The organism is Cellulophaga sp. Hel_I_12 (assembly GCF_000799565.1).
In the GTDB taxonomy this organism is placed as follows: domain Bacteria; phylum Bacteroidota; class Bacteroidia; order Flavobacteriales; family Flavobacteriaceae; genus Cellulophaga.
In genome coordinates this window covers 3,946,069-3,970,803 of sequence record NZ_JUHB01000001.1, presented here as the reverse complement: position 1 = coordinate 3,970,803, position 24,735 = coordinate 3,946,069, and the positions used below count along the sequence as shown (strand labels likewise).

22 protein-coding genes are annotated in these 24,735 nt (G+C 35.3%); 17 read left to right on the top strand and 5 right to left on the bottom strand.

The features are described from left to right. Positions 1 to 349 precede the first annotated feature (349 nt). From GQ45_RS17185 to GQ45_RS17175, 3 genes are all read left to right on the top strand, one after another. Positions 350 to 5,527 carry an MBG domain-containing protein gene (locus tag GQ45_RS17185; RefSeq protein WP_047419829.1) on the top strand — a complete coding sequence of 1,726 codons (5,178 nt, stop codon included), beginning with the start codon at positions 350 to 352 and terminating at the stop codon, positions 5,525 to 5,527. A 149-nt stretch (positions 5,528 to 5,676) separates the two neighbouring features. Further along, a complete protein-coding gene (locus tag GQ45_RS17180; RefSeq protein ID WP_047419828.1) occupies positions 5,677 to 6,000 on the top strand; it encodes a hypothetical protein in 324 nt (107 codons plus the stop codon). A gap of 649 nt (positions 6,001 to 6,649) precedes the next feature. Beyond that, complete coding sequence (locus tag GQ45_RS17175; RefSeq protein WP_047419827.1) at positions 6,650 to 7,216, top strand: hypothetical protein; 567 nt, start codon at positions 6,650 to 6,652, stop codon at positions 7,214 to 7,216. 144 nt (positions 7,217 to 7,360) lie between these two features. On the opposite strand, the gene GQ45_RS17170 is transcribed toward GQ45_RS17175, so the two are convergent. Together GQ45_RS17170 and GQ45_RS17165 are read right to left on the bottom strand one after the other, a co-directional pair. Further along, complete coding sequence (locus tag GQ45_RS17170) at positions 7,361 to 7,960, bottom strand: hypothetical protein (RefSeq protein WP_047419826.1); 600 nt, start codon at positions 7,958 to 7,960, stop codon at positions 7,361 to 7,363. Between the two features lie 3 nt (positions 7,961 to 7,963). Then, positions 7,964 to 8,446, bottom strand: a complete 483-nt coding sequence (locus GQ45_RS17165) for an RNA polymerase sigma factor (protein WP_047419825.1) — start codon at positions 8,444 to 8,446, stop codon at positions 7,964 to 7,966. Positions 8,447 to 9,007: 561 nt separating this feature from the next. On the opposite strand from GQ45_RS17165, the gene GQ45_RS17160 reads away from it, so the two are divergent. Genes GQ45_RS17160 through GQ45_RS17150 form a run of 3 tightly spaced genes read left to right on the top strand, consistent with a single transcriptional unit; the run spans position 9,008 to position 10,177 of the window. Continuing rightward, entirely contained in the window at positions 9,008 to 9,391 is a 384-nt protein-coding gene (locus GQ45_RS17160; RefSeq protein WP_047419824.1) for a hypothetical protein, read from the top strand. After that, a complete protein-coding gene (locus tag GQ45_RS17155; RefSeq protein WP_047419823.1) occupies positions 9,376 to 9,759 on the top strand; it encodes a DoxX family protein in 384 nt (127 codons plus the stop codon). The genes GQ45_RS17160 and GQ45_RS17155 overlap by 16 nt, the downstream gene beginning before the upstream one ends. Position 9,760: 1 nt before the next feature. Beyond that, a complete protein-coding gene (locus GQ45_RS17150; RefSeq protein ID WP_047419822.1) occupies positions 9,761 to 10,177 on the top strand; it encodes a hypothetical protein in 417 nt (138 codons plus the stop codon). Between the two features lie 17 nt (positions 10,178 to 10,194). Here GQ45_RS17150 and GQ45_RS17145 read toward each other — a convergent pair whose 3' ends face one another. After that, entirely contained in the window at positions 10,195 to 11,406 is a 1,212-nt protein-coding gene (locus GQ45_RS17145) for a multidrug effflux MFS transporter (protein WP_047419821.1), read from the bottom strand. A 330-nt stretch (positions 11,407 to 11,736) separates the two neighbouring features. Between GQ45_RS17145 and udk the strand changes: the two genes are divergently transcribed. From udk to GQ45_RS17090, 11 genes are all read left to right on the top strand, one after another. Beyond that, complete coding sequence (udk, locus tag GQ45_RS17140; protein WP_047419820.1) at positions 11,737 to 12,345, top strand: uridine kinase; 609 nt, start codon at positions 11,737 to 11,739, stop codon at positions 12,343 to 12,345. 38 nt (positions 12,346 to 12,383) lie between these two features. Next, entirely contained in the window at positions 12,384 to 12,719 is a 336-nt protein-coding gene (locus tag GQ45_RS17135; protein ID WP_047419819.1) for a septum formation initiator family protein, read from the top strand. Then, positions 12,709 to 14,073 carry a methylmalonyl-CoA mutase subunit beta gene (locus GQ45_RS17130; RefSeq protein WP_047419818.1) on the top strand — a complete coding sequence of 455 codons (1,365 nt, stop codon included), beginning with the start codon at positions 12,709 to 12,711 and terminating at the stop codon, positions 14,071 to 14,073. Before GQ45_RS17135 ends, GQ45_RS17130 begins: the two co-directional genes overlap by 11 nt. Continuing rightward, complete coding sequence (gene scpA, locus GQ45_RS17125) at positions 14,066 to 16,210, top strand: methylmalonyl-CoA mutase (protein ID WP_047419817.1); 2,145 nt, start codon at positions 14,066 to 14,068, stop codon at positions 16,208 to 16,210. The genes GQ45_RS17130 and scpA overlap by 8 nt, the downstream gene beginning before the upstream one ends. A gap of 595 nt (positions 16,211 to 16,805) precedes the next feature. After that, on the top strand, positions 16,806 to 17,579 hold the full coding sequence (locus tag GQ45_RS17120) for a ParA family protein (protein WP_047419816.1): 774 nt from the start codon (positions 16,806 to 16,808) through the stop codon (positions 17,577 to 17,579). Continuing rightward, the gene (locus tag GQ45_RS17115) at positions 17,579 to 18,484 is read left to right on the top strand and encodes a ParB/RepB/Spo0J family partition protein (protein WP_047419815.1); all 906 of its coding nucleotides are present in this window, start codon (positions 17,579 to 17,581) and stop codon (positions 18,482 to 18,484) included. The genes GQ45_RS17120 and GQ45_RS17115 overlap by 1 nt, the downstream gene beginning before the upstream one ends. Continuing rightward, positions 18,477 to 19,157: a DUF5683 domain-containing protein gene (locus GQ45_RS17110; protein ID WP_052188393.1), complete on the top strand. Its 681-nt coding sequence runs from the start codon at positions 18,477 to 18,479 to the stop codon at positions 19,155 to 19,157. The genes GQ45_RS17115 and GQ45_RS17110 overlap by 8 nt, the downstream gene beginning before the upstream one ends. Before the next feature lie 2 nt (positions 19,158 to 19,159). Continuing rightward, on the top strand, positions 19,160 to 19,864 hold the full coding sequence (gene dapB, locus GQ45_RS17105; RefSeq protein ID WP_047419813.1) for a 4-hydroxy-tetrahydrodipicolinate reductase: 705 nt from the start codon (positions 19,160 to 19,162) through the stop codon (positions 19,862 to 19,864). Positions 19,865 to 20,009: 145 nt separating this feature from the next. Continuing rightward, positions 20,010 to 21,743 (top strand): signal peptidase I, encoded by a 1,734-nt coding sequence (lepB, locus tag GQ45_RS17100; protein WP_047420586.1) that lies wholly within the window; start codon positions 20,010 to 20,012, stop codon positions 21,741 to 21,743. 53 nt (positions 21,744 to 21,796) lie between these two features. Continuing rightward, positions 21,797 to 22,426 carry a WbqC family protein gene (locus GQ45_RS17095; RefSeq protein ID WP_047419812.1) on the top strand — a complete coding sequence of 210 codons (630 nt, stop codon included), beginning with the start codon at positions 21,797 to 21,799 and terminating at the stop codon, positions 22,424 to 22,426. Then, the gene (locus GQ45_RS17090) at positions 22,419 to 22,727 is read left to right on the top strand and encodes a DUF6122 family protein (protein WP_047419811.1); all 309 of its coding nucleotides are present in this window, start codon (positions 22,419 to 22,421) and stop codon (positions 22,725 to 22,727) included. Before GQ45_RS17095 ends, GQ45_RS17090 begins: the two co-directional genes overlap by 8 nt. 114 nt (positions 22,728 to 22,841) lie before the next feature. Here GQ45_RS17090 and GQ45_RS17085 read toward each other — a convergent pair whose 3' ends face one another. Together GQ45_RS17085 and GQ45_RS17080 are read right to left on the bottom strand one after the other, a co-directional pair. Next, positions 22,842 to 23,864 (bottom strand): endonuclease/exonuclease/phosphatase family protein, encoded by a 1,023-nt coding sequence (locus tag GQ45_RS17085; RefSeq protein WP_047419810.1) that lies wholly within the window; start codon positions 23,862 to 23,864, stop codon positions 22,842 to 22,844. 1 nt (position 23,865) lies between these two features. After that, positions 23,866 to 24,735: a rhomboid family intramembrane serine protease gene (locus tag GQ45_RS17080; protein ID WP_047419809.1), complete on the bottom strand. Its 870-nt coding sequence runs from the start codon at positions 24,733 to 24,735 to the stop codon at positions 23,866 to 23,868.

Below are 24,735 nucleotides of genomic sequence, written 5' to 3'. Positions count from 1 at the left end.
ATATAGCTTTCAAGTTGATTTTAGTATCCAATGGTAGAAAAAACAGAAAAGCTTGTCTTCAAACTATTTTCTGCCAAATAAATAATCTAACATACTATAAATCAACAAATACCATCTAGTGCTACTCAAAGAAGCAAGGATCAATTGTTGATTTTATCAAAAATTAATAAAATATGTTAAATATATGTTAATATGCTCATAGAAAATTGCATTTTTTGTTAATGTAAACTTAATACTTACTATATTAGTACTAATCCTCCCGTATAGCCCCTAAGTCATATTGTTGTTTTACTTAACCTCTCACTAAAATTTGTGTTTGCTATTTGGTTAACTAAGTAATTCATTAACTATGCAATTCATCGAGGAATCAACAACCAAAATTCTTGGGAAATTTGTCAGTAACAGACTTTTAGTACCAATCACCATCTTTTTTTTATTCTCTAGCGTAATTTTATCAGCTCAGAATTACACCACAACCGGACTATCAACCGATTGGAATGATGCGAACGCTTGGATTTGTTCAGGTGGTGGCTGTAACAATAAACCTTTCCCAAATAGAAGCGTATCCAATAGTACAATTACAATTAATCATACTATTTTCTACAATTACAATGACCCCATAAGTTTAAATAATAAAGCTAAATTAATCATTGGTAACAATGCCAAATTAACCACTATCAGCAATTTAAATATTTCTTCAGGAAGTTCTTTAACAGTTAATCAAGGGCAGATTGAAATTGGTCCGGGAGTTTTAAATAATTCAGGAACTATTACATTAACCAATGCCTTTTTTTTTAAAAATGGAAATATTATAAATGATGGTTCCATAATCCTATCAAGCGCGTGTATTGAGCTTACTAATGGAAATTTCCTCAACAAAAATATATTGTCTGGAGTCGGGAGTGTAAAAACCTTAAATGGGAACATCAATAACGGTGGTACTTGGAGCATTGATGTTATCTATTTTTATAGTCAAAATAGCAGTGGCCTTCCGGGATCACTTAGCACATTAGAAGAAGTAACAAAAGTGTGTGAGTGCGTATTGAATAATTGTGATATTCTGCCAGGGTACCCATCTGACTTTAAAGTGAATGAAATCATAGGATCGGCATTGACCTCTCTCGCCATAAATTACAATCCAAATGAAGCATATAACGATATTATTTATACCATAAATCCGAACAATGAAGTATTGATTGAAATTGTAATATTCAATGGCCAATTTAATAGTGTGAGTGCATTCTTAAGCACTTTTGGAGTAGCTGTGAATGATTATATTTCTGATGTTTATAATCCTGATGATGATGAACGGGTAATTACCGTTTTCTTCCCTATTGCAAATTTACAAGCATTGAATTCAAGAACAGACATCATTAATCAAGTCTATGAGGTATCACCTCCTATTCCTAACCAAGGATTAATAAATAGCCAAGGAGACGCTGCGCAAAATTCAAATATAGCTCGACTTGGTTGGAATATTTCCGGAGAGGGCGTAAAAGTTGGTGTCATTTCAGATAGTTATGACCGTAAATTTGGTGTACAACCAACCCCAAGCGCTTCTGTACAAACCGACATTGCCAATGGAGACCTACCCACTGGGGCAAATGCAGTTACTGTAGTTCAAGATTACCCTTTTGGCGTGGCTAGTGATGAAGGACGAGCTATGATTCAAATTGTACATGATGTTGCACCAGACGCACAATTATTTTTTAGATCCGGCTATATTTCTGAGGGTAATATGGCAGCAGGAATAGCTGAATTGGTTAATCATGATTGTGATATAATTGTCGATGACCTTACGTATATGAAGGCCCCATTTTTTAAAGATGGTATCATTGCAAATGCCATAAATGATGCCACTGCCAATGGTATAAGTTATTTTAGTTCTGCAGGTAATTTTGGTTCAAGATCCTATGAAGCAACTTTTAGTCCGTCACCCACCAACCCAATTCGACACAGTTTTAATGGTAGTTCATCTTTACAGCAGGTAACCTTAGGCCTTGGACAATACGTTATTGCCTTGCAATGGGATGACGATTTTTATTCTTTAGGTTCTTCCACGGGCGCTGTTAATGACCTAGATATTTATCTAGCCAATGATGATGGCGCCATCTTATATGGTTTCAATAGAAATAATTTAGGAGCTGACCCTATCGAAATAATTCCTTTTACGGTGATAAACCCAACTACGACAAATATAATTATTGAAAGAGCCATGGGCAATGGTGCGCCATTAAAATTTAAATATGTTGTTTTTCGTTCTGGTAATGATGGTAATTTTCAAGCGATACCCCCAGCAAATGGATCCACAATTGTAGGTCATGCCAATGCCGAAAGTGCCCTAGCCGTAGGTGCAGTACGTTATGATAACACTTCAGCATTCGGTGGTGTTCTCGTTGCACAAGAATCATCTTCTCTTGGTGGCACTATAACCAATAATACCCTAAGAAATAAACCTAATTTTTTGGCTCCTACGGGCGGAGATACCTCGGTAAATTTAGGAGCTCCGGATTTTGAAGGCAATTCATTACCAAATTTTTTCGGGACCTCTGCTGCTGCACCACATGCTGCAGGAGTGGCTGCTCTTATTATTAATGCCAAAACCAAATTTGAAGTAGACCCCACAAACATAGATCCTAATTTTAGCGTAAGAAATATTCTAACCAATACGGCCATAGATATGCTATCTCCTGGTTTTGATTTTAAGACAGGTGCGGGATTCATTTCTGCTGATGTTGCCGTGGGTTCCTTTTCTAATCCATCACCTAATTTAATTCGCTTAAATCTAGAAAATTTAAACACCGAACTTTACCAGCCAGGTGCTATTGCTTTTGATCTTATCGCAGAAGGAAATTCATTTAATGAGTCTACAACTATATATTTTAGAGGCGAAGAATTACCCACCACTTTTGTGAGTGCCACAAAACTAATAGCAACCATTCCAGAATTTGTTGGAAACCCACCTATTTATGCTTTTACAGAACCTGGTCCACTGACCAATGGATCAGATGGAGGTAGTTCAGCGGTAATTACCTTTTCAGACCCTGTTATAACTGATGTCGTTATTCGTGCAAATAATGAAACTAGACGCTATGGAGAAGAAAACCCAACGTTTAGTTATACAACCCAAGTAGGAGAAACAGAATTGCCTCTTTCTGAGGAAGAATTAGCTCTTTTATTGCCTTCAATTACCATAACTACAGCGGCAATTTCAACGTCTATTGTTGGTATATATGCCATTGATATTCAAACAGAAAATATAAATATCGGCTTAACAGAGCTTTATAATTTTATAATAGAACCAGGAGTTTTAAATATAAGTCCCATGCCTGTGACTATAAAACCACGAACTATGGATCCCATTGTGTATGGTGCTCCTTTACCCCTTGTGAACTTTGATTACACATTTGGTCATGAAGGTGAAGATGATTTAAATCTGGATCCTATTGTAACGAGTACATTCGCCGAAAATCATACCAACGCCATATCTTTGGTTAATGGTTTTTCGTTAGTCAATGGAATATCATTGGTCAACGGAATCTCCTTAGTTAATGGAGAACCAACTTTAAACGGATTTTCATTAGTAAATAAAACATTTTTTGTTTCACAAAGCACAGTTAATCAATCAGATACCGCAACCCAAAATGGGTTTTCTTTGGTGAATGGATCTGGAAATGAAAAAGTGGTCAACTTTGGTGCTGACCTTCTTTCTACTCAAAAAATTGAATCTGGTGACTTCTCCACGATAACTAATGGTATTTCATTAGTCAATGGCTTTTCTTTAGTCAATGGTTTTTCATTAGTGAATGGCATTAGTTTAGTGAATGGAATTTCTTTGGTAAACGGAATTTCTTTAGTTAATGGTATTTCATTAGTGAATGGTATTAGTTTAGTGAATGGAATCTCTTTAGTAAACGGTATTCCATTAGTAAATAGTGAGAGTACTCCCGTGATTAATGCCTTTGAAAATATCTTGGTCATTCTTAATGGAGATGATGCCTTAAGTGAAATTCCAGTAGACATTAAGCCCATTAATGTCATCACTGGCGTAGATGCAGGCACGCAATATATCATTCCTGGAGGAGTATTAGATACAAATTTCGAAATTCAATACCAGCCTACCCCAATCGAGATTTTACCTGCTACATTGACTGTCACTACCCAAGATGCCAACATTGTTTATGGGGATGATACCCAAGGGATATTAACAGGAGTTGTCGATGGATTACAATATGCCGACACCGAAGAAGCTATTTTCCCTGATGGAATTACCTACAGTACTGATTGTGGATCATGTGGAGTTGCTGATAGTCCATATATTATTAAGTCCACATCCTTGAATACCTCTTCTAATTATGATATTTCCTATATTGATGTAGGCCTACTGACAGTCAATAAATTTAATCTTATAGTCAAGGCTAATGATGCTGTGATTACCTACGGACAATTAGATCAACCCGATTTTGGCATTTCAGTTAGTCCTGAAATATTACCCTATGATGAAGTCATTACTGATGTCTTAGGCGACTTTAGTTTTACCCCTTCGGATGGGTGTACAAACAGTACTACGATAGCCGTTAGCGATTTTATACAACCAGAAAATTATACTATTACTTATGAACCTGGCATATTGACTATAAACAAAACAGCTCTCGAAGTAGAAATATCAAATTCTTTTATTGAAGAAGGGAGCCCAACACCATCAAACTTTAACATCATGGTCAACGGCTTGGTTTGTAATGACCTTACCCCTACAATAAATAATTTTATAATTAAAGATAAAGATGGTGTAATTCAGACAGGGAATCTAAACGGAGGTGAATATTTTGTATATGCCAATATTTCAAATTTAACAGGGTATGAAAACTATACGATTACACAAATACCTGGAGTACTTTTTGTAAATCCAACTGTGGGTTGTAATGATAGAATCAAAGCTTCTGATATTTGTAGAACTTCATTTACGATTGCCGGTCGCCCAGAAATAACTACAAAATTACAGTTTGAGTATACCAATAATTTAAACGTCCCTATTTTCATTCCAAATGGCGCTAAAAACATCCTTAAGGGAAATGCAATATTTATAGGTTCTCCACCAGAATTGTTTCTACCTGGTACTCATACTTTTGACATTTACACCAATGGAGGAAGATTGCAATGGGAGATCATTACACAAGGATGTGGAAGTGCTTCAAAATCGGCCAATGGCTCCAACGCAAACCAATGTGTTTCTGGTTCCGTGGAAGTCTCAAAAACAACTACTGAGGAAGTAAATTCTGCCTCGGAATCATTAGTTGTTTACCCTAATCCAGTAACCGATTATTTAAACATAATAACTGGGATAACCTCAGATAAAATCAATATCCAAATTTATGATGAACAAGGACAAACGATATTAAAGCTACAGTTAAATGGAAATAGTTCGTCTGAAACAACCATAAACACCTCCAATTTTAGACCAGGGATGATTTACGTTAGTGTAGAACAAAATGGAGCTATTAAATCTTATAAAGTCATTAAAATTTAAGGCAATAATCTTGCTTATTAGCTACATATGTATTGAAAATATCGAGAAAATAAAAAGTTGGCGTTTTGGAGAACAAGTACCTAAACTAATTTTTTCAAATTCAAATTAGTACATTTTAAAAAGACAAGATTAATTTAATACTATAAAAAATGGAATTTAATTTAGCAGAGAAATTAGCAATTGTAAAAGCTATAGATGAAGTTATTTTAGCGGATGGTTATGTGAGTCAAAGGGAAATTCACTTATTGAGACACTTAACAAAAATTCTCAAATTTGAATCCGGTTTAATAGAAGAAGCGAGAAAAACCACAGGAAATGAAGGTATGTCTATTCTCAAAGCCATGCCAGAAGATAAAAAAAGAACACTTGTTATTTTGCTTCAAGAAATGGCAAAGGCAGATGGTCGCGTACATGATATAGAAATCGAATTAATTCAAAGCATTATTGAACAAATAGGAGTTTATAATGAGTAATACAAAGCTCATAAATTGTCATAACGCAAATATTCATAGCTATTATAAAAATAGATACTGCTTGAGTGCAGATCAGAATTTATAGTTTAAGAAAAAATTGATGGACTACTATTTACAAAACATAGCGAACACCAAAACTGATTATCGATTACTAAAAAACGCTTCACAAATCAGAAGATCACAGTAAAAAGTAAACAATACATCCCCGAACTCCTCGGCCCTATCGCAAAGCTTGATAAAATTCACTTTTTCTGCGACCTAACCATAACTCGAAGTGGAAAAATTATAGAAAGCATATTAGCTAAAATAGCGAGCAATGTTGTTTCTAATCTTAGTGATACCAGTGCGCTATTGAACCCGAAAGTGGCACAAGAAGATTATTGAACATGTGGTTTAAGAAATGAATTCTCAGATAAATTAACGATATTTAAAAATAATTGTAGTTGTTTGTAATTAATTAGGACACCTCATGTTGGTCTTAATTTGAAAAAGAAAAAATTGAATTGTGAAATTTGTATTAAACTAAATCAAAACCGTATCCAGTAGTGCTAAATGGGATATATCTTTGAATGACGATTAAATTGAACTACAAAAATCATTTAAAAAAGAATAATAGAATAACAAAACTGTTTCTTACACTTTAAAAACCATGAAAAACACCTTCTTCTTACTACTTATACTAACATTTCAATTCAGTTTTGCACAATCCCCAACTGGATCGGAACAATTTTGGGAGCAATTAAAAACCTTTTGTGGGCAATCTTTCGAAGGCGAAATAACGGCTGGGGCTTCAGCTGACGATTCTTTTACCGGCAAAAAATTAGTGATGCATGTTAAAAGCTGTGAAGATAACCGCATTCGGATTCCTTTTTTTGTTGGCGATGATAAGTCAAGAACTTGGGTTTTAACTAAAAATGATGAGGTAATCACACTAAAACATGATCACCGACATGAAGATGGTAGTCCTGATAAAATAACCCAATACGGAGGTACCTCAACAAATTCAGGATTAGCCAACATTCAGTTCTTTCCGGCGGATCAAGAAACAAGCGATTTAATTGGCTATGCATCCACCAATGTTTGGTGGATTACCGTTGATAAAAATTCATTTAGCTATAATTTAAAACGAATTGGCAGCGAAAGAGTCTTTACGGTAACTTTTGACACCACCAAAGCAGTTGAAACACCTTCCGCACCTTGGGGCTGGGAAGAGTAAAAAAAATTTTCTTAAGAAAATTAAACTTTATCAAAGCTCTTCTAGTTTTAAACAAATGAATTAATTGCTATCTGCTACAAGTAACAACGTAAAGAATTCAATAATAAATTCTTTCAAGCCAACTCTTGCAGGTTTTTATGTAGTTCACTCCTCTAGTTCCTGCAGCATCTTTTCTGCATGCCTCATAAGGTTTTTATACTTTTTAACACTCCACAGTATAAATAAAAGAACAGCAATAAAAGTCAGTGCAATAAAAATATATTGAGATAATTTTAGGCTCTCAAAGGATTGGTCATTACCAAATAGCTTTGAAAAAACCGGCATACTTAAAAAAAAGATGAATATACCTGCAACACCAGAAAATTGTTGGGTTGCCAATAGCCTATTTTTATTTTTTTGAAACTTTGCAATAGTTTCTTTATAGCTTGTTTCACTTAATGAAATGTTCTTAATAGTTGAGATATACCCTAAAACAAAAATGGGTAAAATAGCTAAAAACAAAAGTGTAATAATTGCGCATGCCATATAAAAAGGAGTATCAAATTTTTGAAAATCAATGACAATCCATGCTGCCATGGCATAACAGATGATAGCGCCAAAGAATTCAATATTCCAAAGTTTTGTAAATTTACTTTTATACTTTTTTTGCGTCATTTCCATAATTTGATTTTTTTGTATAATTTCTATTGTTTCAAGGCGTGCGTTCATTGCCTTCCATTGTGTTTGAATATCTTGTAATTCCATAGCCTATTGTGGTATTAATTCTTTTAATTTCTTTTTGATTCGTAACATTCTAGTGCCTACATTACTTTCTGAAAAACCTGTTATAGTTGCAATTTCTCGGTAACTTTTCCCTTCTAGAAATAGAAATACAATTCCCCTTTCTACAACCGAAAGTTGCTTAATAGCCTTATACAAGTATTTGCTTTGTTCCTCTTTTTCCAAAGAAGAATCATCGATAATCTCAGGCAATTCGAAGCTGCTAGTGGTATGCTGTCGTTTCTTTTTTTGATGTAAAAAAGCAATTGCGGTATTCAATGCCACCCGATACATCCATGTACTTATTTTCGCATCTCCTTTAAACTGTGAAATTGATTTCCAAAGCTGATATACAATTTCTTGGTACAAATCGCTCTGATCTTCTGGTGTATCTACATACAAGCGTGCTACCTTATACACGAGTCCTTGATGTTTTAAAATAAGTGCTTCAAATTGTTCTTTATCCTGCATTCTTAGGTAATTACATTGTATAAGTACTCAATAGATTTAAAAAAGCACAAAAAAATAAACAAATTATTATGTACACTAGCATCAGGCTGCTCCAATATACCCAACTATCCCATAAGCTATAGGTCACAGACGTGCCAAGACAGCAACATATTAAACAGTAAAAGCTTAAATTTTTAGTAAAGTAAAACCTAAAAAGTTAGCCTTAAAAAAAATCTAATATTCAAGACCTAGACTTAAATCATACAGTCAAGGTCTAAAAAAGTACCCATAAATTCAAGGAATTTGGTTGTAATTGTTAACGTAAAAAATAATCTCTGAACTTTTACAGCCCATGAGGATTATCCCCGACTAGATTTGACCAAAAAATTATCTCTCAATAGTTCGCTATAAAAATTCCAATTATAAAAGAAACTCATAGCTTATTATATCCTAAAAAGACTTTGTAGAAGAGCGTAATTTTTTTTAACGACCTAAAAAGACGCTTTAAATTTTAGGCAATAAATAAGGTTTTTTATAAATATAAAAGCCTGTATACCTTATTTTTGTGGTAAAAAGAAAACTATGAAATTAACCCTACGTTTAGCCGCTATTTATAACCTACTTTGGGGTGCTTGGGTAGTACTATTTCCAAATCATTTTTTTAATTTGGTGGGCATGGAGCCCTTAAATCACCCTATGGTATGGCAAGGTATGGGCATGGTCATTGGTGTATATGGTTTGGGCTATTGGTGGGCGTCCTACAACCCAATGAAACATTGGCCTATTGTAGCCGTAGGATTTTTAGGGAAGATATTTGGTCCATTAGGCTTTATCTTTAATTACTTAAAAGGCGATGTTCCATTTGAATTTATATACACCTTAGTGACCAACGATTTTATATGGTGGATTCCCTTCTTTTTAATTTTAAAGAAAGTTCATACGGAGTATCAATGGAAACTAAGCTGATAAAATTGTTGCGATATGTACTCGTTGCATTTTATGCCTTTGCGGGAAGTTATCATTTTATACATCCTGATTTTTATTACGGATTAATACCTGCTTATGTACCCTATCCAGAAAGTGTAAATTATATAAGTGGATTTTTAGAACTAGTGTTGGCTATTGGCGTAGCTTTGCCAAAAACAAGAGTAGTGGCCGTAAAAGGAATCATTGTTTTATTAGTCCTATTCATCCCTTCGCACGTTTATTTTATTCAAATAGGCTCTTGTGTTGAAACCGCTTTTTGTGTGTCACCATGGATTGCTTGGGTACGTTTACTAGCCATTCATCCTTTATTCATCTTTTGGGCTTGGTCCGTAAGAAAAACAATTTAATATGACTTTAGCACTAGCACGTTTACTGATCGATTTTGGTTTTTTAATTTTAATTTGGGCTGTACAATTGGTGATATACCCTTGTTTTCAGTACTATTCCAAAGAAAACCTTCTCATTTGGCATCAAAAATACACGATTAGAGTAACGTTTATTGTTTTGCCCTTAATAACGCTTCAATTCATATTAGCAAGCGTGCAACTATGGCAATTTCAGAATTGGTATAGTATTTTGAGCATGCTCTTGATTGTTGTTCTTTGGCTACTTACTTTTTTAATTTTTGTTCCCCTACATCAAAGTATTGATAACCATACTCCAGTGGATAAGGTATGCCATAAACTGGTCCAAAAAAACTGGATGCGGACCGTACTATGGACCTTACTCTTTGTGATTTCTTTGGTGCATTTTAGTTTTTATTAATGCCGCTTACCAATCATTTAGTTTAAAACTACTTCAGAGGCAGGCTGTCTAAACCGAACAAAAAGTAAGAGTGCCAATAATCCGCAGATACTAAGACCAACAAACAAAGGCCAAACCGTGGTGGTCACAAAACTACCGATATAGGTTGCAATAGGAATAGAAATTACTGTCGATATAAAGCCCGTTATAGCAGCGCCTATACCAGCAATATGCCCAATCGGTTCCATAGCAATAGAACGCATATTCCCCCAAATAAAGCCTAAGGAGAAAAAAGTAAGTGATAAAAACAACATTAAAACAACCACGGGAGGGTTGGCGCTGTTCCAGAATAATAGTACATACCCTAAAGAAAGCGATGTAAAAGAAAGGAGTGCTAGAAAAGCTAATTTTCGCATTCCAAAACGCAAAACTAAGGTACCGTTTAAAAACGTTGATAAGCCTATAGAAATCGCTAAGGCTGCAAATAAATAAGGAAAGGTTTCTTTTAATTGATACTGGTCTTCAAATACATGTTGTGCAGAACTTAAATAGACTAAAAAACCACCGGTTATTAAGCCTGATATCATCGTACAGGCCATGGTTTCTTTATATTTAATTAATTCCCGAAAGCCTTTCATAAAAACATGACGAGAAAACTTTACCTTATACTCTGGGTGCAGGGTTTCTGGTTGCCTTTTCCAGAACCAAATACCGATAGCGATGGCAAAAATTATTTGCATGTAAAAAATTGCCTTCCATCCTAATTGATCTAAAATGATTTTGCCAAAAGCAGGAGCTACAACAGGGATTAAAATAAAAAAAGCGGTTACAAATGACATTATTTTCGCCATATAATTCCCTTCATAGGTATCTCTGATAATAGCGATAGAAATAGTTCGGGCAGCAGATAAACCAATACCTTGAAGTATTCTTCCTATGACCATGACTTCAAGTGAAGTCGCAAAAACACATATAAAACTCGCAATAGCAAACACAAAAAAACCAATATAAATAATAGGTTTGCGTCCAAAGCTATCCGATAAAGGACCAAAAAATAATTGTCCCACACCCAAGCCTAAAAATATCATGGTAATTAATAATTGATGGTCTGTAGTAGACGAACTCTGAATTGCAACTCCAATATTAGATAAGGCAGGCAGTAAGGCATCAATAGACAAGGCTACAATCGACATTAAAGATGCCATTAACGCAATAAATTCAAAATTAGGTTTTGTCCTTTCTTTTTGCATCGTGCAAAAGTAAGTATTTGATCATGTAATATTGAATTAATACAACACTGTATTCCTATAAATATTTGAAAATTATAATCCTAAACTTGATCTTGGATTTGAACTTGAACTTAAACTTGTACTTGTACTTAGCTGCTAGTTTTAATACGCTTTAAAAAGAACAATCTTGTACTCGTCAAGAATTCTACAATTCAAACCAAAAATAACTACCCAAAAGCCGCCGGCAATTTGTCTATTTTTCATACCTCCTATTTTCTCTCTATTCTTTTTTCTTTTTCGTTATTTAACTTCATCTTCAAATCCCTATTTTTGCGCCAAACTATTTTACAAATGCTTATTATCGGAATTGCTGGAGGCACAGGCTGTGGAAAAACTACCGTAGTCAATCAAATTATCAATGAACTTCCCATTGGTGAAGTTGGGGTTATTTCGCAAGACGCCTATTACAATGATCTTTCGCATTTAACCTTACAAGAGCGAAGAAAAACAAATTTTGATCATCCAAATTCTATAGATTTTGATTTATTAACAAAACATTTAAAAGAACTGAAAGCCGGTAACTCTATCAATCAACCCGTGTATTCGTTTTTAGAATGTAACCGAACTGACGAAACCATACCAACACATCCAAGAAAAGTAATGATCGTCGAGGGCATTTTGATTTTGACCAATCCTGAAATTCGCAAAATGTTCGATATTAAAATATTTGTGCATGCCGATTCAGATGAACGTTTAATTCGTCGCTTAAAGCGCGACATTAATGAACGTGGTTGGGACCTAGACGAAACAATTACCAAATACCAAACCGTAATTAAACCTATGCATGTAGAGTTCATTGAGCCTTCTAAAGAATACGCTGATATTATCATTCCTAATAACAAGTACAATACGGTTGCCGTTGAAATTGTAAAGAGTATTATAAACGAAAAATTAGTGTAATTTTAGACCTAACTTCTAAACTATTTTTAAGTAAAAAAATGAATTTTAAGGAATTAAAAAATAAAAAATGGTTTAAAATAGCCTCCAATACCTATGTATTGGTGCTTTCTGTTTTTGTGTTTTGGATGGTTTTTTTTGATACCAATTCTTTCTTAATTCATTGGGAACTAAAAAAAGAAATTAAGAAGCTAGAAAAAACTAAGGTGTATTTAAAAGATGAGATTGCAAAAGACAAAATTATCATCGATAAATTATCGAATAGAGAAGAACTAGAAAAATTCGCAAGAGAACAGTACTATCTAAAGAGAAAGAACGAAGAAATATATTTAATTGAATATCAAGATAGTCTAAAAGTTGAACAGAATGAAGACTAATGCACTTTTTAATGATTTTACTCCAGTTTCTGAAAAACAATGGAAACAAAAAATTCAGTTCGAATTAAAAGGAGAAGATTATAACAAATCTTTGGTTTGGGAATCTTTGGAAGGCATAAAGGTAAAACCCTTTTACCACTCTGAAGATATCGAAACAGAAAATACCATTCCTAAGCCTATAGCTACCTGGAAAATTACCGAAGCTATTTATGCCGGTAATCCGGAAATAGCCAATAAAAAAGCCTTAAGAGCTTTAGAAAAAGGAGCAGAAAGCCTAATTTTTACGATTCCCACAAGTGATATCGATATTCAAATACTCTTAAAAAATATACCATTAAGCTCCACCGTGGTTTATTTCGATATTCAATTTTTATCTCCTGAATACCATGCGAATTTTAAGTCCTTTGAACATAAAAATAACACTGGTTTATATTTTAAAACAGATATCATATACCACCTCTGTAAAACAGGAAATTGGTATGATAGCCTCGAAAAAGATACGGAACTATTTTTAGCAGCCGTGCCCCACTACAAAAACCTGATCATAGATACCACCAGCTATCAAAATGCAGGTGCAAATTTTACCCAACAACTGGGCTATGCACTGGCACATGTAAACGAATATTTAAACCTCATTCCGGAAGCACAAGGATCAGCAGTAAGTATCACGTTTAAAATTGCGGTCGGCACCAATTACTTTTTTGAAATTGCTAAAATTAGAGCCTTACGCCTGTTATGGAAAAGTTTAGCCTTAGCCTATGGTATACCTACAAGCTGTAAAATTATAGCCGTACCCACAAGGAGAAATAAAACGCTTTACGATTACAACGGAAATATGTTGCGTACCACTACTGAAAGTATGGCGGCCATTTTAGGTGGCGCAGATGCCATTTGCAACATGCCTTACGATGCTATTTACCACAAAACTAATGAGTTTTCAGAACGAATTGCTAGAAATCAATTACTCGTTTTAAAGGAAGAAAGTTATTTCGACAAAACAACAAACCCTGCCGATGGTGCCTATTATATTGAAAGCTTAACACAGCAACTGGCGGAAAAATCACTCACCCTTTTTAAAGAAATAGAAAAAGCAGGTGGGTTTTTAAAGCAGTTGAAAGAAAATACCATCCAGAAAAAAATCAAAGAGAGTGCTCAAAAAGAACAATTACTTTTTGATACCAAACAAGAGGTTTTAGTAGGCGCTAACAAGTACCAATCTACACTAGATACGATGAAAGGAGCATTAGAAATATACCCTTTTGTAAAAAACAAACCTAGAAAATCGGTGATCGAACCTATTATCGAAAGACGCTTGGCGGAAGAATTAGAGCAAAAAAGATTAGAAGATGAATAGAAAAGCACTTCAACATATTACCCTAGCAACCGATATTCAAGAAGCAAATGAATCAAAAGGTACTTTTGAAACTGCTGAAGGTATTGCTATCCAAGCGGTATATCAAAAAAAGGATATCGAAGGCTTAGAACATTTGAATTTTGCAGCTGGTTTTCCTCCTTACTTGCGGGGCCCTTATGCAACTATGTATGTACAACGACCATGGACTATTCGGCAATATGCTGGTTTTTCAACCGCAGAAGAGAGCAATGCTTTTTACCGTCGTAATTTACAAGGCGGACAAAAGGGATTGTCTGTTGCTTTTGATTTACCAACCCACAGGGGCTATGATAGCGATCATGAACGTGTGGTAGGCGATGTTGGGAAAGCAGGGGTAGCCATTGATTCTGTTGAAGACATGAAAATTTTGTTCGACGGTATTCCTTTAGATAAAATGTCGGTTTCTATGACCATGAACGGTGCCGTATTACCCATACTGGCATTTTATATTGTTGCAGCACAAGAGCAAGGGGTTAGCCTGGAGCAACTTTCTGGAACTATTCAGAACGACATCTTGAAAGAATTTATGGTGCGGAATACCTACATCTACCCTCCAACACCATCGATGCTCATGATTGCTGATATTTTTGAATATACGAGCCAGAAAATGCCGAAATTTAATAGTATTAGTATTTCTGGCTACCACATGCAAGAAGCAGGTGCTACAGCAGAAATTGAGTTAGCCTATACCTTAGCAGATGGCTTAGAGTACATTAGAACTGGACTAAAAGCAGGACTAAAAATAGATGATTTTGCACCTCGACTATCCTTCTTTTGGGGGATTGGAATGAATCATTTTATGGAAATTGCGAAACTACGAGCCGGTCGCATGCTTTGGGCTAAAGTGGTAAAACAATTTAATCCTAAAAATGAGAAATCACTGGCCTTACGAACCCATTGCCAAACTAGTGGTTGGAGCTTAACAGAGCAAGACCCATTTAATAACGTCGCTAGAACTACCATTGAAGCCATGGCAGCCGTTTTAGGTGGAACTCAAAGTTTACATACCAATGCCTTGGATGAAGCCATAGCATTACCGACCGACTTTTCAGCCAGAATTGCGCGGAATACCCAGCTTTTTATTCAAGAAGAAACCAAAGTCACCAAAACCGTTGACCCTTGGGCAGGTAGCTATTATGTAGAGCATTTAACGCATGAAATCGTAGCAAAAGCTTGGGAATTATTAGAAGAAGTGGAAGCATTAGGAGGCATGACCAAAGCCATTGAAGCAGGAATACCGAAAATGCGAATTGAAGAAGCAGCTGCTAAAAAACAAGCACGGATTGATAGTGGTCGCGATAAGATCATCGGAGTTAATAGCCATCAACTGGCGGTAGAAGATCCTTTGCATATTTTAGAGGTCGATAATCAAGAAGTACGTCGTCAGCAACTCGAACGCTTATCAAGGCTAAAAAAAGAAAGAAATAAAGCGGAGGTTGACAAAGCCATTGAAAACTTAACCAATGCTGCCAAAGCAAAAGTAGCGGATCATCAAAAATCTGAACATAATTTATTAGCTTTAGCAGTAGAAGCTGCAAAAGTTAGAGCCACCTTAGGCGAAATAAGTGACGCCTTAGAAGTCGCTTTTAAACGACACAAAGCGGTTATAAAAACATTTACAGGCGTGTATTCAAAAGAAATTCAAAATAACGAAAGCTTTAAAAAAGCAAGAGCATTGGCAGATGCGTTTGCGGAACAAGATGGCCGAAGACCCCGCATCATGATTGCAAAAATGGGTCAAGATGGGCATGACCGTGGGGCAAAGGTTGTAGCAACGAGTTATGCCGATTTAGGCTTTGATGTAGATATAGGCCCTCTTTTTCAAACCCCTTCCGAAGCTGCGAAACAAGCCGTAGAAAACGATGTACATATTTTAGGTGTTTCCTCTTTAGCTGCAGGCCATAAAACTTTAGTGCCACAAGTGATTGAGGAATTAAAAAAACACGGCAGAGAAGATATTATGGTCATTGTAGGTGGTGTTATCCCAAAGCAAGATTACCAATTTTTATTTGACGCTGGTGCTGTAGCAATTTTTGGTCCTGGTACTAAAATTAGTGAAGCCGCTATTCAAATTTTAGACATCTTGATTGAGGAATGAAAAATAAGGGGATATATATTAAAATAGCTATTATTGCAGCTATAGTGCAATTCGCATTCATGTATTGGCTTTTTCAGATTGACTTGTACACAAGTGCTTTTACTTCTCTAATTTCTAATTTCATTTTAGGTTTGATATTAACAAAAGTTACGGCTAATTAAGATAAAGTGGCTACGATTTAACAGCCTATAAGTCCTATTTCAAGAATTATTAAGTAGTTCTATTTTTATTTTGCATTGCTAACCGGAGCATAATCTAGTGAATGCGTATCTGTACAAAACGGTGATTAGTAATAGTGGCTATGACTAGAACAACTTAGAGTAAGCTCAAAGAATTAAAAACGAATTAGCTTATAGCGTTACTTAGCTTTGATAAATAATTAAGTGTATAAATCATTTGAAAAGGCTATATAAGCTCAAAAACAGAATAAGTTCTTAACAACACTTCATCCCTAAACCCCACATTCACAAGCCAATTAACCAAAATTTTAACCAACTTTAACGCTGCTACTCGTGTTTATTCACGAACTGTTAACAAAATACATTTTATAACATTATAAATAATCGTAATTTTAGCCCCTAACTTAGGTAATAGAATGGGCAAGATAATAGCCATTGCAAATCAAAAGGGTGGGGTTGGTAAAACAACCACTACTGTAAACTTAGCGGCTTCTTTAGGAGTTCTAGAAAAAAAAGTTTTATTAATTGATGCTGACCCCCAAGCAAATGCAACATCTGGGTTAGGTATTGATGTGGATAGTGTGGAAATAGGCACCTATCAACTTTTAGAACATAGTAAAACTGCAGAAGAGGCGATCATTAAAACAAACTCGCCAAATGTTGACTTAATTCCTGCACATATTGATCTTGTCGCTATTGAAATTGAACTAGTCGATAAAGAGGAGCGCGAGTACATGATGAAAAAAAGCATCCTGCATCTCAAAGAAAAATATGATTATATTTTAATAGATTGTGCACCATCATTAGGTTTACTTACCTTAAATGCCTTAACTGCTGCCGACTCTGTAATGATTCCTATTCAATGTGAATATTTTGCTTTAGAAGGTTTAGGCAAATTATTGAACACGATAAAAAGTGTACAACGAATTCACAATGCCGATTTAGACATCGAAGGAATGCTACTCACCATGTTTGATGCACGTTTACGATTATCAAATCAAGTGGTTGAGGAAGTTCGTAAACATTTTAGCGAAATGGTTTTTGACACCATTATTCAACGAAATGTAAGGTTAAGCGAAGCGCCAAGTTATGGAGAAAGTATCATTAAATATGATGCAAGTAGCAAGGGTGCCGAAAACTATTTAAGCTTAGCACAAGAAGTATTGAAGAAAAATAAGGACATAGTATAATGGCGAAAGCAACACAAAAACAAGCTTTAGGTAGAGGTTTATCTGCTTTACTGAAAGATCCAAGTAATGATATTAATTCTGCAAGCGATAAAAATGCTGATAAGGTTGTCGGTAATATTATAGAATTAGATTTAGTGGCCATTGAAATGAATCCGTTTCAACCACGTTCTAATTTTAATGATGAAGCCCTTCAAGAATTGGCTTCGTCTATACGAGAGTTAGGGGTAATTCAACCCATTACCGTTCGTAAGTTAGATTTTAATAAATACCAACTAGTCTCTGGAGAGCGCAGATTTAGAGCCTCGAAATTAGTAGGCCTAGAAACTATACCTGCTTATATTAGAATTGCAAACGATCAGGAGTCTTTAGAAATGGCTTTGGTAGAAAACATCCAAAGACAAGATTTAGATCCGATTGAAATTGCTTTATCGTACCAACGTTTAATTGATGAAATTCAATTAACGCAAGAAAAAATGAGTGAGCGTGTCGGCAAAAAACGTTCTACCATTACTAATTATTTACGTTTGTTGCGCTTAGACCCTATCATCCAAACAGGAATTAGGGATGGTTTTGTTAGTATGGGTCACGGAAGAGCTTTAGTGAATATCGAAAAGAAAGACGATCAACTAGCACTGTACGAAAAGATAATCAGTGATAACTTATCGGTGCGTGATACGGAAAAGGCGGTCAAAGAATTTCAAAATCCAATAGTAAAGACGAAAGCCAGCAGCTTAAAAGCCGATACAACGCCAAAATATATTGAAAATAGCCTGTCTGATTTCAATTCTTATTTAGCCGTAAAAGTAGAAGCTAAAGCTTCTGAAAGTGGAAAAGGAAAATTGGTAATTCCTTTTACCTCTAAAGAAGAATTTGATCGTATAAAAAAATTAATTCTTGGTGAATAAGAATTTCATAATACTATTCTTTTGTTTGGGTTTTATAACTACACTTTTTTCACAGGAAGAAGAGAAAGAAGAGAAACAAGAAATACCTGAAATAAAAGTAGAGCAGCAGCAAAATTCTAATCAAAGCAATTTGAAAAAAGAAGGTGTGATCGTTGCTGACACTGTGTTTACCAAAAAGCGAGAAATAAATCCTTTAGCGCCAGCAAAAGCAGGATTCTATTCGGCCATTCTCCCAGGCTTGGGACAAGCTTACAACAAAAAATACTGGAAAATTCCTATTGTACTAGGTGCCCTTGGCACAAGTATTTATGCCTACGATTTTAATAATAAAAATTATAAAAGGACTAGAACGGCTTTTAAAAGAAGACAAGCCGGTTTTACAGATGATGAATTCTACGACAGACCTCCTTTAAGCGATACGCCTTTAACGTCTCCCGAGTTTTCAACAGCGGCATTACAAGACGCACAAGAAAGATACCAAAGAGATCGTGATTTAATGTTACTTGTTACTATTGGTTTATACGCCTTAAATATTATTGATGCGAATGTGGATGCGCATTTAAAACAATTTAATATCGATGACGATTTAAGCATCGATTTTAAGCCTTTTTTAGGTTATAACGAAGTAACGGCTAGTCCAAATTACGGAATGGCATTAACTATAAAATTTTAAAAATGAATATTGCCTTATTCGGTTATGGTAAAATGGGTAAAATGATTGAAGCCCTGGCCGTACAAAAAAATCATACTATTGTTGCCAAAATTGATGTCGACACCACTGAGATAGATTTTTCAACTATTGATGTTGCGATAGATTTTAGTCAGCCTTCCGCAGCGTACACGAATATTAAAATGTGTTTGGAAAACAATACGCCTATTATATCAGGAACAACTGGTTGGCTGCATAAGTATGAGGATGCTGTTGCGCTTTGTAATCAAAACAATGGTGCGTTTATCTATGCCTCAAACTTTAGCTTAGGTGTAAATTTATTTTTTGAATTGAATGATTACCTTGCCAAAATGATGGCAAATCTTAGAGATTATAAGGTGTCTCTTGAAGAAATACACCACACTCAAAAATTAGACGCGCCAAGTGGTACCGCCATTACCTTAGCTGAAGCTGTTATTCAAAATACGGGATATACCGATTGGAAATTAGATGGAAAAGAAGAAGGCATTTTGCCAATTACTGCCCTTCGAGAAGGCGATGTTCCCGGTACACATAGCATTCGTTACACGAGCCCTGTGGACACTATCGAAATAAAACATACAGCACACAATAGAGAAGGCTTTGCCTTAGGAGCACTTACTGCCGCAGAATGGATTATAGGCAAACATGGGGTTTTTACCATGAAAGACGTGCTTCATATTAGACGGTAGATAAAAAATACAAAGTGCGAAATACGAAATTTAAAAAAGTTTTAAGTGCTAAATGGTAAGTTTTAAGTGAGAATGATGGTTGAATTTTCAACCTGAAACCGAAAAAATAGCAACAAAAAACCGAGAACGAAACAAAAAACAGACAATGAACGGAACACAATGGTTAGTTTTCATTTTAATTATTCAGGTTATCCATTTTTTAGGTACTTGGAAATTATATGTAAAAGCAGGAAGAAAAGCTTGGGAAGCAGCAATTCCTATTTACAATGCGATTGTTTTGATGCACATCATCAACCGACCAAAATGGTGGGTTATTTTACTATTTATTCCTATTATTAATTTATTGATGTTCCCGGTTATTTGGGTAGAAACCATTCGTAGTTTTGGAAAAAACACCTTATTAGATACCTGGCTGGTATTATTAAGCTTTGGTTTTTACACCTACTATATAAACTATGCACTCGATGTAAACTATATAAAAGACAGAAGTTTACATCCTAAAACAGTCGCTGGAGAATGGGTTAGCTCTATTGTTTTTGCTGTGGTGGCCGCTACTATTGTGCACACCTATTTTATTCAACCTTATGTGATACCCACGTCTTCTTTGGAAAAAACATTGTTGGTGGGCGACTTTTTATTTGTGAGTAAGTTTCACTACGGCGCTAGGGTACCTATGACTGTGGTGGCTGCCCCTATGGTTCACGATTCCCTACCTATTCTAAAAACAAAATCGTACTTGGCCGATGTGGAAAAAGACAGCTACAAAAGCTCTTGGAAAAATAAATTAAGACTTCCTTATTTCAGGCTCCCTGGCTTTAAAAAGGTAAAGAAAAATGACATTGTCGTTTTTAGTTGGCCAGCAGATACCGTGTATCAGTTTTTTAAAAGAGCCAAGGGTGTAGTAAAGCCTATAGACAAAAAATCGAACTATGTGAAGCGCAATGTGGGTTCTCCTGGCGATTCGCTTGCTGTTATTAATGGTGATGTCTACATCAATGGTGAGAAACTCGTTTTGAACGATAGAGCAAAACCAGAATTTCATCACGTGATCACGACAAAAAATGATATAGATAATGCCACGGTTAAAGTAGTAGGCGGTATGGAAAGCTATTCTGGTCCTGTCTTGAAAATCACTAATGAAGCACGAGAAAAAGAAAACGCGGCCGAATTAATTCGCCGTTTGGGTTTAGAAGCTATTAAAAGTGATTCGGTTTACACCTATTATTCCGGTAGTATTTCTGATCAAAAAATCATCAACTACTTGCAAGCCTCCAATGTTAAAAACATGGCATTATTTAACCTGACCGTTGAGGAAGCTAAAAATTTAGTAGGGAAATCGGGTATTGTTGCTGTGGATAGATATAGCGAAAAAAATGCAGATGATCGCGTATTTCCACAAGACAAGGCCCTTACCGGAACCATAGATAACTTCGGCCCCATTTACATTCCAGAAGCTGGTAAAACAATCAATTTGACTGTAGAAACATTACCGTATTATAAAAAAGTAATCAGAGATTACGAAAATCATACCTTAAGCGTTTCCGGAAATCAGATTTTGATTGATGGTCAAGCTTCAAAAACCTACACCTTTGAACAAAACTACTATTGGATGATGGGAGATAACCGTCACCGCTCGGAAGATAGTCGTGTATGGGGGTATGTTCCCGAAGACCATATTGTAGGAACCCCTATTTTTATATGGTTTAGTGTAGATAATTTCACCAATGGGGTAAAAAATTGGAAAGTGCGCTGGGATCGTGTATTTACCACTGTCGGTGGCGACGGTGAGCCCGTTTCCTATTTCAAGTATTTTCTACTTGTGCTAGTTGGTTATTTTGTGTTTGATTTTGTGCGTAAAAAGAGAAAGAAAAAAGCTTAACGCAGTCCGCCAAGCGGTAAGTGGTAGGCGAAAATTAATTTTCAATTAAAAAGATGGTAGTACTACATCCCGGGTATTTTTTGAATCTGACAAATTTTGCGGTTATCGCTCAAAAAGATATTATTTGGGAGGTTTCTGGGAATTATCAGAAACAAAGCTATAGAAACCGATGCCATATTGCCAACGACAGGGGTTTTCATACCCTGAGTATTCCTATTAAACACAATGGTAAATTAAATGGACGCAATACGTATGCCGAGGTAGCCATAGACAACAAATACGCATGGCAGCGGCAGCATTGGAGAACGCTACAAACCGCCTACAGGACGTCTCCATTTTTTGAATTTTATGAAGATGACCTAGCGGTTTTATACCACAATACCTACAGCTCATTATTAGAATTTAACCTAAAGACGATCGAAATCGCCTGTGAGTGTTTACAAATTGACATGCCCAAAATACAAACAAGCATCTATCACAAAACGGTAGAACAGGATGTTGATGGGCGTTATTTAATTGATGCAAAAAAGAAAACGCCTCTTGATTTTGAACCCTATGTTCAGGTTTTTGATGACCGAAACGGATTTATAAAAAATCTCAGTATTTTAGACTTACTTTTTAATGAAGGGACGAATGCGCTCGATTACCTACAAAATATTCCTTTAGATTTTATGAATGCTTAGGTTTACACTTCATTACGGAATTCATTTTATCGTTCCATTTTTTATAGCCTTTGTTTTTTTTAAAGAAAAAAGATCTCGTGTTCTACTCATTCTTTTAGCGGGTATTTTAATCGATGTAGATCATGTACTAGCAGATCCTATTTTTGATCCAGAACGATGTAGCATTGGCTTTCACCTATTACACCAATACTGGGCAATCGCGGTATATTTTGTATTGCTCTTTTTTAAGAAAACTAGCATCTTCGGAATTGCGTTACTTTTACATATTTTGGCAGATACCGTAGATTGTCTGTTGATGTAATTTAGGGCTGTGGGTTAACAAAAATGTTACTGGTTTAAAGTTTCAAAGAAGAGCAAAGTATTCTTTTTGATGACCACGATTTAAAATTAAACGCTTAAAACTATAGCCCTTTGATTACCACTGAAAGGAAGCCATCACCGGAAAGTGATCCGATAATTTTACATCGTAGTTTTTGTGTGCAACGACTTCCATAGCTTCATCCGCTAAAATAAAATCGATTCGAACGGGATAGTATTTAAAGTTATAAGTTCTACCATAGCCCGTGCCTTTTTCTTTAAACGTGTCATGCAAATCGTCTCCTTTAATGGTTTTATAAACATTGGAGTATTCTGTTCCATTAAAATCGCCCGCAACAATGGTTTTGTACGCCACTGTTTTTCTGTGCGCTTTTATAATGCCAGCCTGCTCTTGTTGTTTTTCAAAAGATTGAGACACTCTTTTAAACAATTTTGCCGATTGTTCTTTAGCAAGTGCATTTTTATCTGGAATGATCCGCAATGATTCTAGATGTAGATTATAAATACGAAGGGTATCTTTTTTATACAAAATATCCGCAAAAGCGGCATTATTTGGGCTGTCTGGAAAATTTACTAAGCCTTCTTTTAAGATCGGATATTTAGAGTAAATGGCTAAAGTTACCTTTCCCTTATTCTTGATATACTCTAAATATCTGTAGGTATAGGCTTTAAAATCGTCTCTATTTCTAAAATTAAACTCCTGAAAACAAATAATATCCGGATTTTCGGTTTTAATTAAATCGGTAATTTCTTCCAATAGGTTTGGATTTTCAATATGCTGATTTTTATTAAATCCTCTGACATTAAAGGTCATTACACTTAAATCACTTTCCTGAAAGGCTTTTTCAGAAAAACGAAACATAAAAAAAGAACTCAATGAAAAATAACTGATCAGTAATACCACTAAAGATAAAAATCCTTGTTTTTTTCTTCGTAACAACCAAAACAATAAAAAAATAAGGTTTACAAAGACCAAAATGGGAATCCCTAAACTAAAAAAAGCAACAATAGGCGCTTTCTTAATGGAGATGTATGGAACAAACGACGACAACAGCAATGCCCCTCCAAATAGTATATTTAGACCAAAGATTAGTTTATCAATAAAAACTCCTATTTTCACCTTACTGGTCTTTACCTGCTTTAAATAAAAAATCTTTCTCTGTTTTAGAGAGACTTTCGTACCCCGACTTGCTTATCTTGTCTAAAATGGTGTCTATTTTTCTTTGATGCGTTTCTTTTTCGTAATTCACTTCTTTTTTTAAATTAGAAGTAGGTTTTCGGTATACGGTCTTTAAGGGTGCTTTTTTATCTTTCTTAAAATAATTGCTGGTATAGTCTAGAAACCTTGAAAACCAAGCACCAATATCTTTTCCTTGCAGTAGGTTTCGTGCATAATAATACCCTAAGAAAGCACCCCCTAAATGTGCCAAACGGCCACCTACATTAGCGCTATAGCCAATCTGCACTAAATCTATCAAAACAAATAAAGCTCCGATATACCAAAGCTTTACGTTAAAAAAAATAACGCGTACTTCTTGGTTTGGCGTGTAGGTACAGATAAAAATCAACACTGCAGATACCGCTGCTGAAGCCCCAATAAGCGCATTATTAGCGTTTAATAAGGCAGGAAATACATTGTAACTCACTAAAAAAATGAGCCCCCCTACAATAGCACCCAGAAAGTACACATTGATAAAGGTTTTTTTTCCATACAGATTCATAAAAATTCGGCCTGTAAAATAGAGCATCACCATGTTCCAAAAAATATGCCCAAAACTGGCGTGAAGAAACGCATAGCTTACAAGCGACCATGGCTGAGTAATAAAATTAGAAAGGTTTTCTGGCAACTCAAACCAACTAATCATGGCGTTTATCGAAACACCAAATAATACCGAAACAAGTCGTGTAACAATGAATATAAGTACATTGATCGCTATTAATTTTTCAGCAATATTTAATCGAGAATATTGATATTTTAAGTCTGTCGCCAT

Bases quoted from the DNA above. Each gene is read 5' to 3' on its own strand.
- GQ45_RS17185 (WP_047419829.1), top strand. From the start codon at position 350: ATGCAATTCATCGAGGAATCAACAACCAAAATTCTTGGGAAATTTGTC.
- GQ45_RS17180 (WP_047419828.1), top strand. From the start codon at position 5,677: ATGGAATTTAATTTAGCAGAGAAATTAGCAATTGTAAAAGCTATAGAT.
- GQ45_RS17175 (WP_047419827.1), top strand. From the start codon at position 6,650: ATGAAAAACACCTTCTTCTTACTACTTATACTAACATTTCAATTCAGT.
- GQ45_RS17170 (WP_047419826.1), bottom strand. From the start codon at position 7,960: ATGGAATTACAAGATATTCAAACACAATGGAAGGCAATGAACGCACGC.
- GQ45_RS17165 (WP_047419825.1), bottom strand. From the start codon at position 8,446: ATGCAGGATAAAGAACAATTTGAAGCACTTATTTTAAAACATCAAGGA.
- GQ45_RS17160 (WP_047419824.1), top strand. From the start codon at position 9,008: ATGAAATTAACCCTACGTTTAGCCGCTATTTATAACCTACTTTGGGGT.
- GQ45_RS17155 (WP_047419823.1), top strand. From the start codon at position 9,376: ATGGAAACTAAGCTGATAAAATTGTTGCGATATGTACTCGTTGCATTT.
- GQ45_RS17150 (WP_047419822.1), top strand. From the start codon at position 9,761: ATGACTTTAGCACTAGCACGTTTACTGATCGATTTTGGTTTTTTAATT.
- GQ45_RS17145 (WP_047419821.1), bottom strand. From the start codon at position 11,406: ATGCAAAAAGAAAGGACAAAACCTAATTTTGAATTTATTGCGTTAATG.
- udk (WP_047419820.1), top strand. From the start codon at position 11,737: ATGCTTATTATCGGAATTGCTGGAGGCACAGGCTGTGGAAAAACTACC.
- GQ45_RS17135 (WP_047419819.1), top strand. From the start codon at position 12,384: ATGAATTTTAAGGAATTAAAAAATAAAAAATGGTTTAAAATAGCCTCC.
- GQ45_RS17130 (WP_047419818.1), top strand. From the start codon at position 12,709: ATGAAGACTAATGCACTTTTTAATGATTTTACTCCAGTTTCTGAAAAA.
- scpA (WP_047419817.1), top strand. From the start codon at position 14,066: ATGAATAGAAAAGCACTTCAACATATTACCCTAGCAACCGATATTCAA.
- GQ45_RS17120 (WP_047419816.1), top strand. From the start codon at position 16,806: ATGGGCAAGATAATAGCCATTGCAAATCAAAAGGGTGGGGTTGGTAAA.
- GQ45_RS17115 (WP_047419815.1), top strand. From the start codon at position 17,579: ATGGCGAAAGCAACACAAAAACAAGCTTTAGGTAGAGGTTTATCTGCT.
- dapB (WP_047419813.1), top strand. From the start codon at position 19,160: ATGAATATTGCCTTATTCGGTTATGGTAAAATGGGTAAAATGATTGAA.
- lepB (WP_047420586.1), top strand. From the start codon at position 20,010: ATGAACGGAACACAATGGTTAGTTTTCATTTTAATTATTCAGGTTATC.
- GQ45_RS17095 (WP_047419812.1), top strand. From the start codon at position 21,797: ATGGTAGTACTACATCCCGGGTATTTTTTGAATCTGACAAATTTTGCG.
- GQ45_RS17090 (WP_047419811.1), top strand. From the start codon at position 22,419: ATGCTTAGGTTTACACTTCATTACGGAATTCATTTTATCGTTCCATTT.
- GQ45_RS17080 (WP_047419809.1), bottom strand. From the start codon at position 24,735: ATGGCGACAGACTTAAAATATCAATATTCTCGATTAAATATTGCTGAA.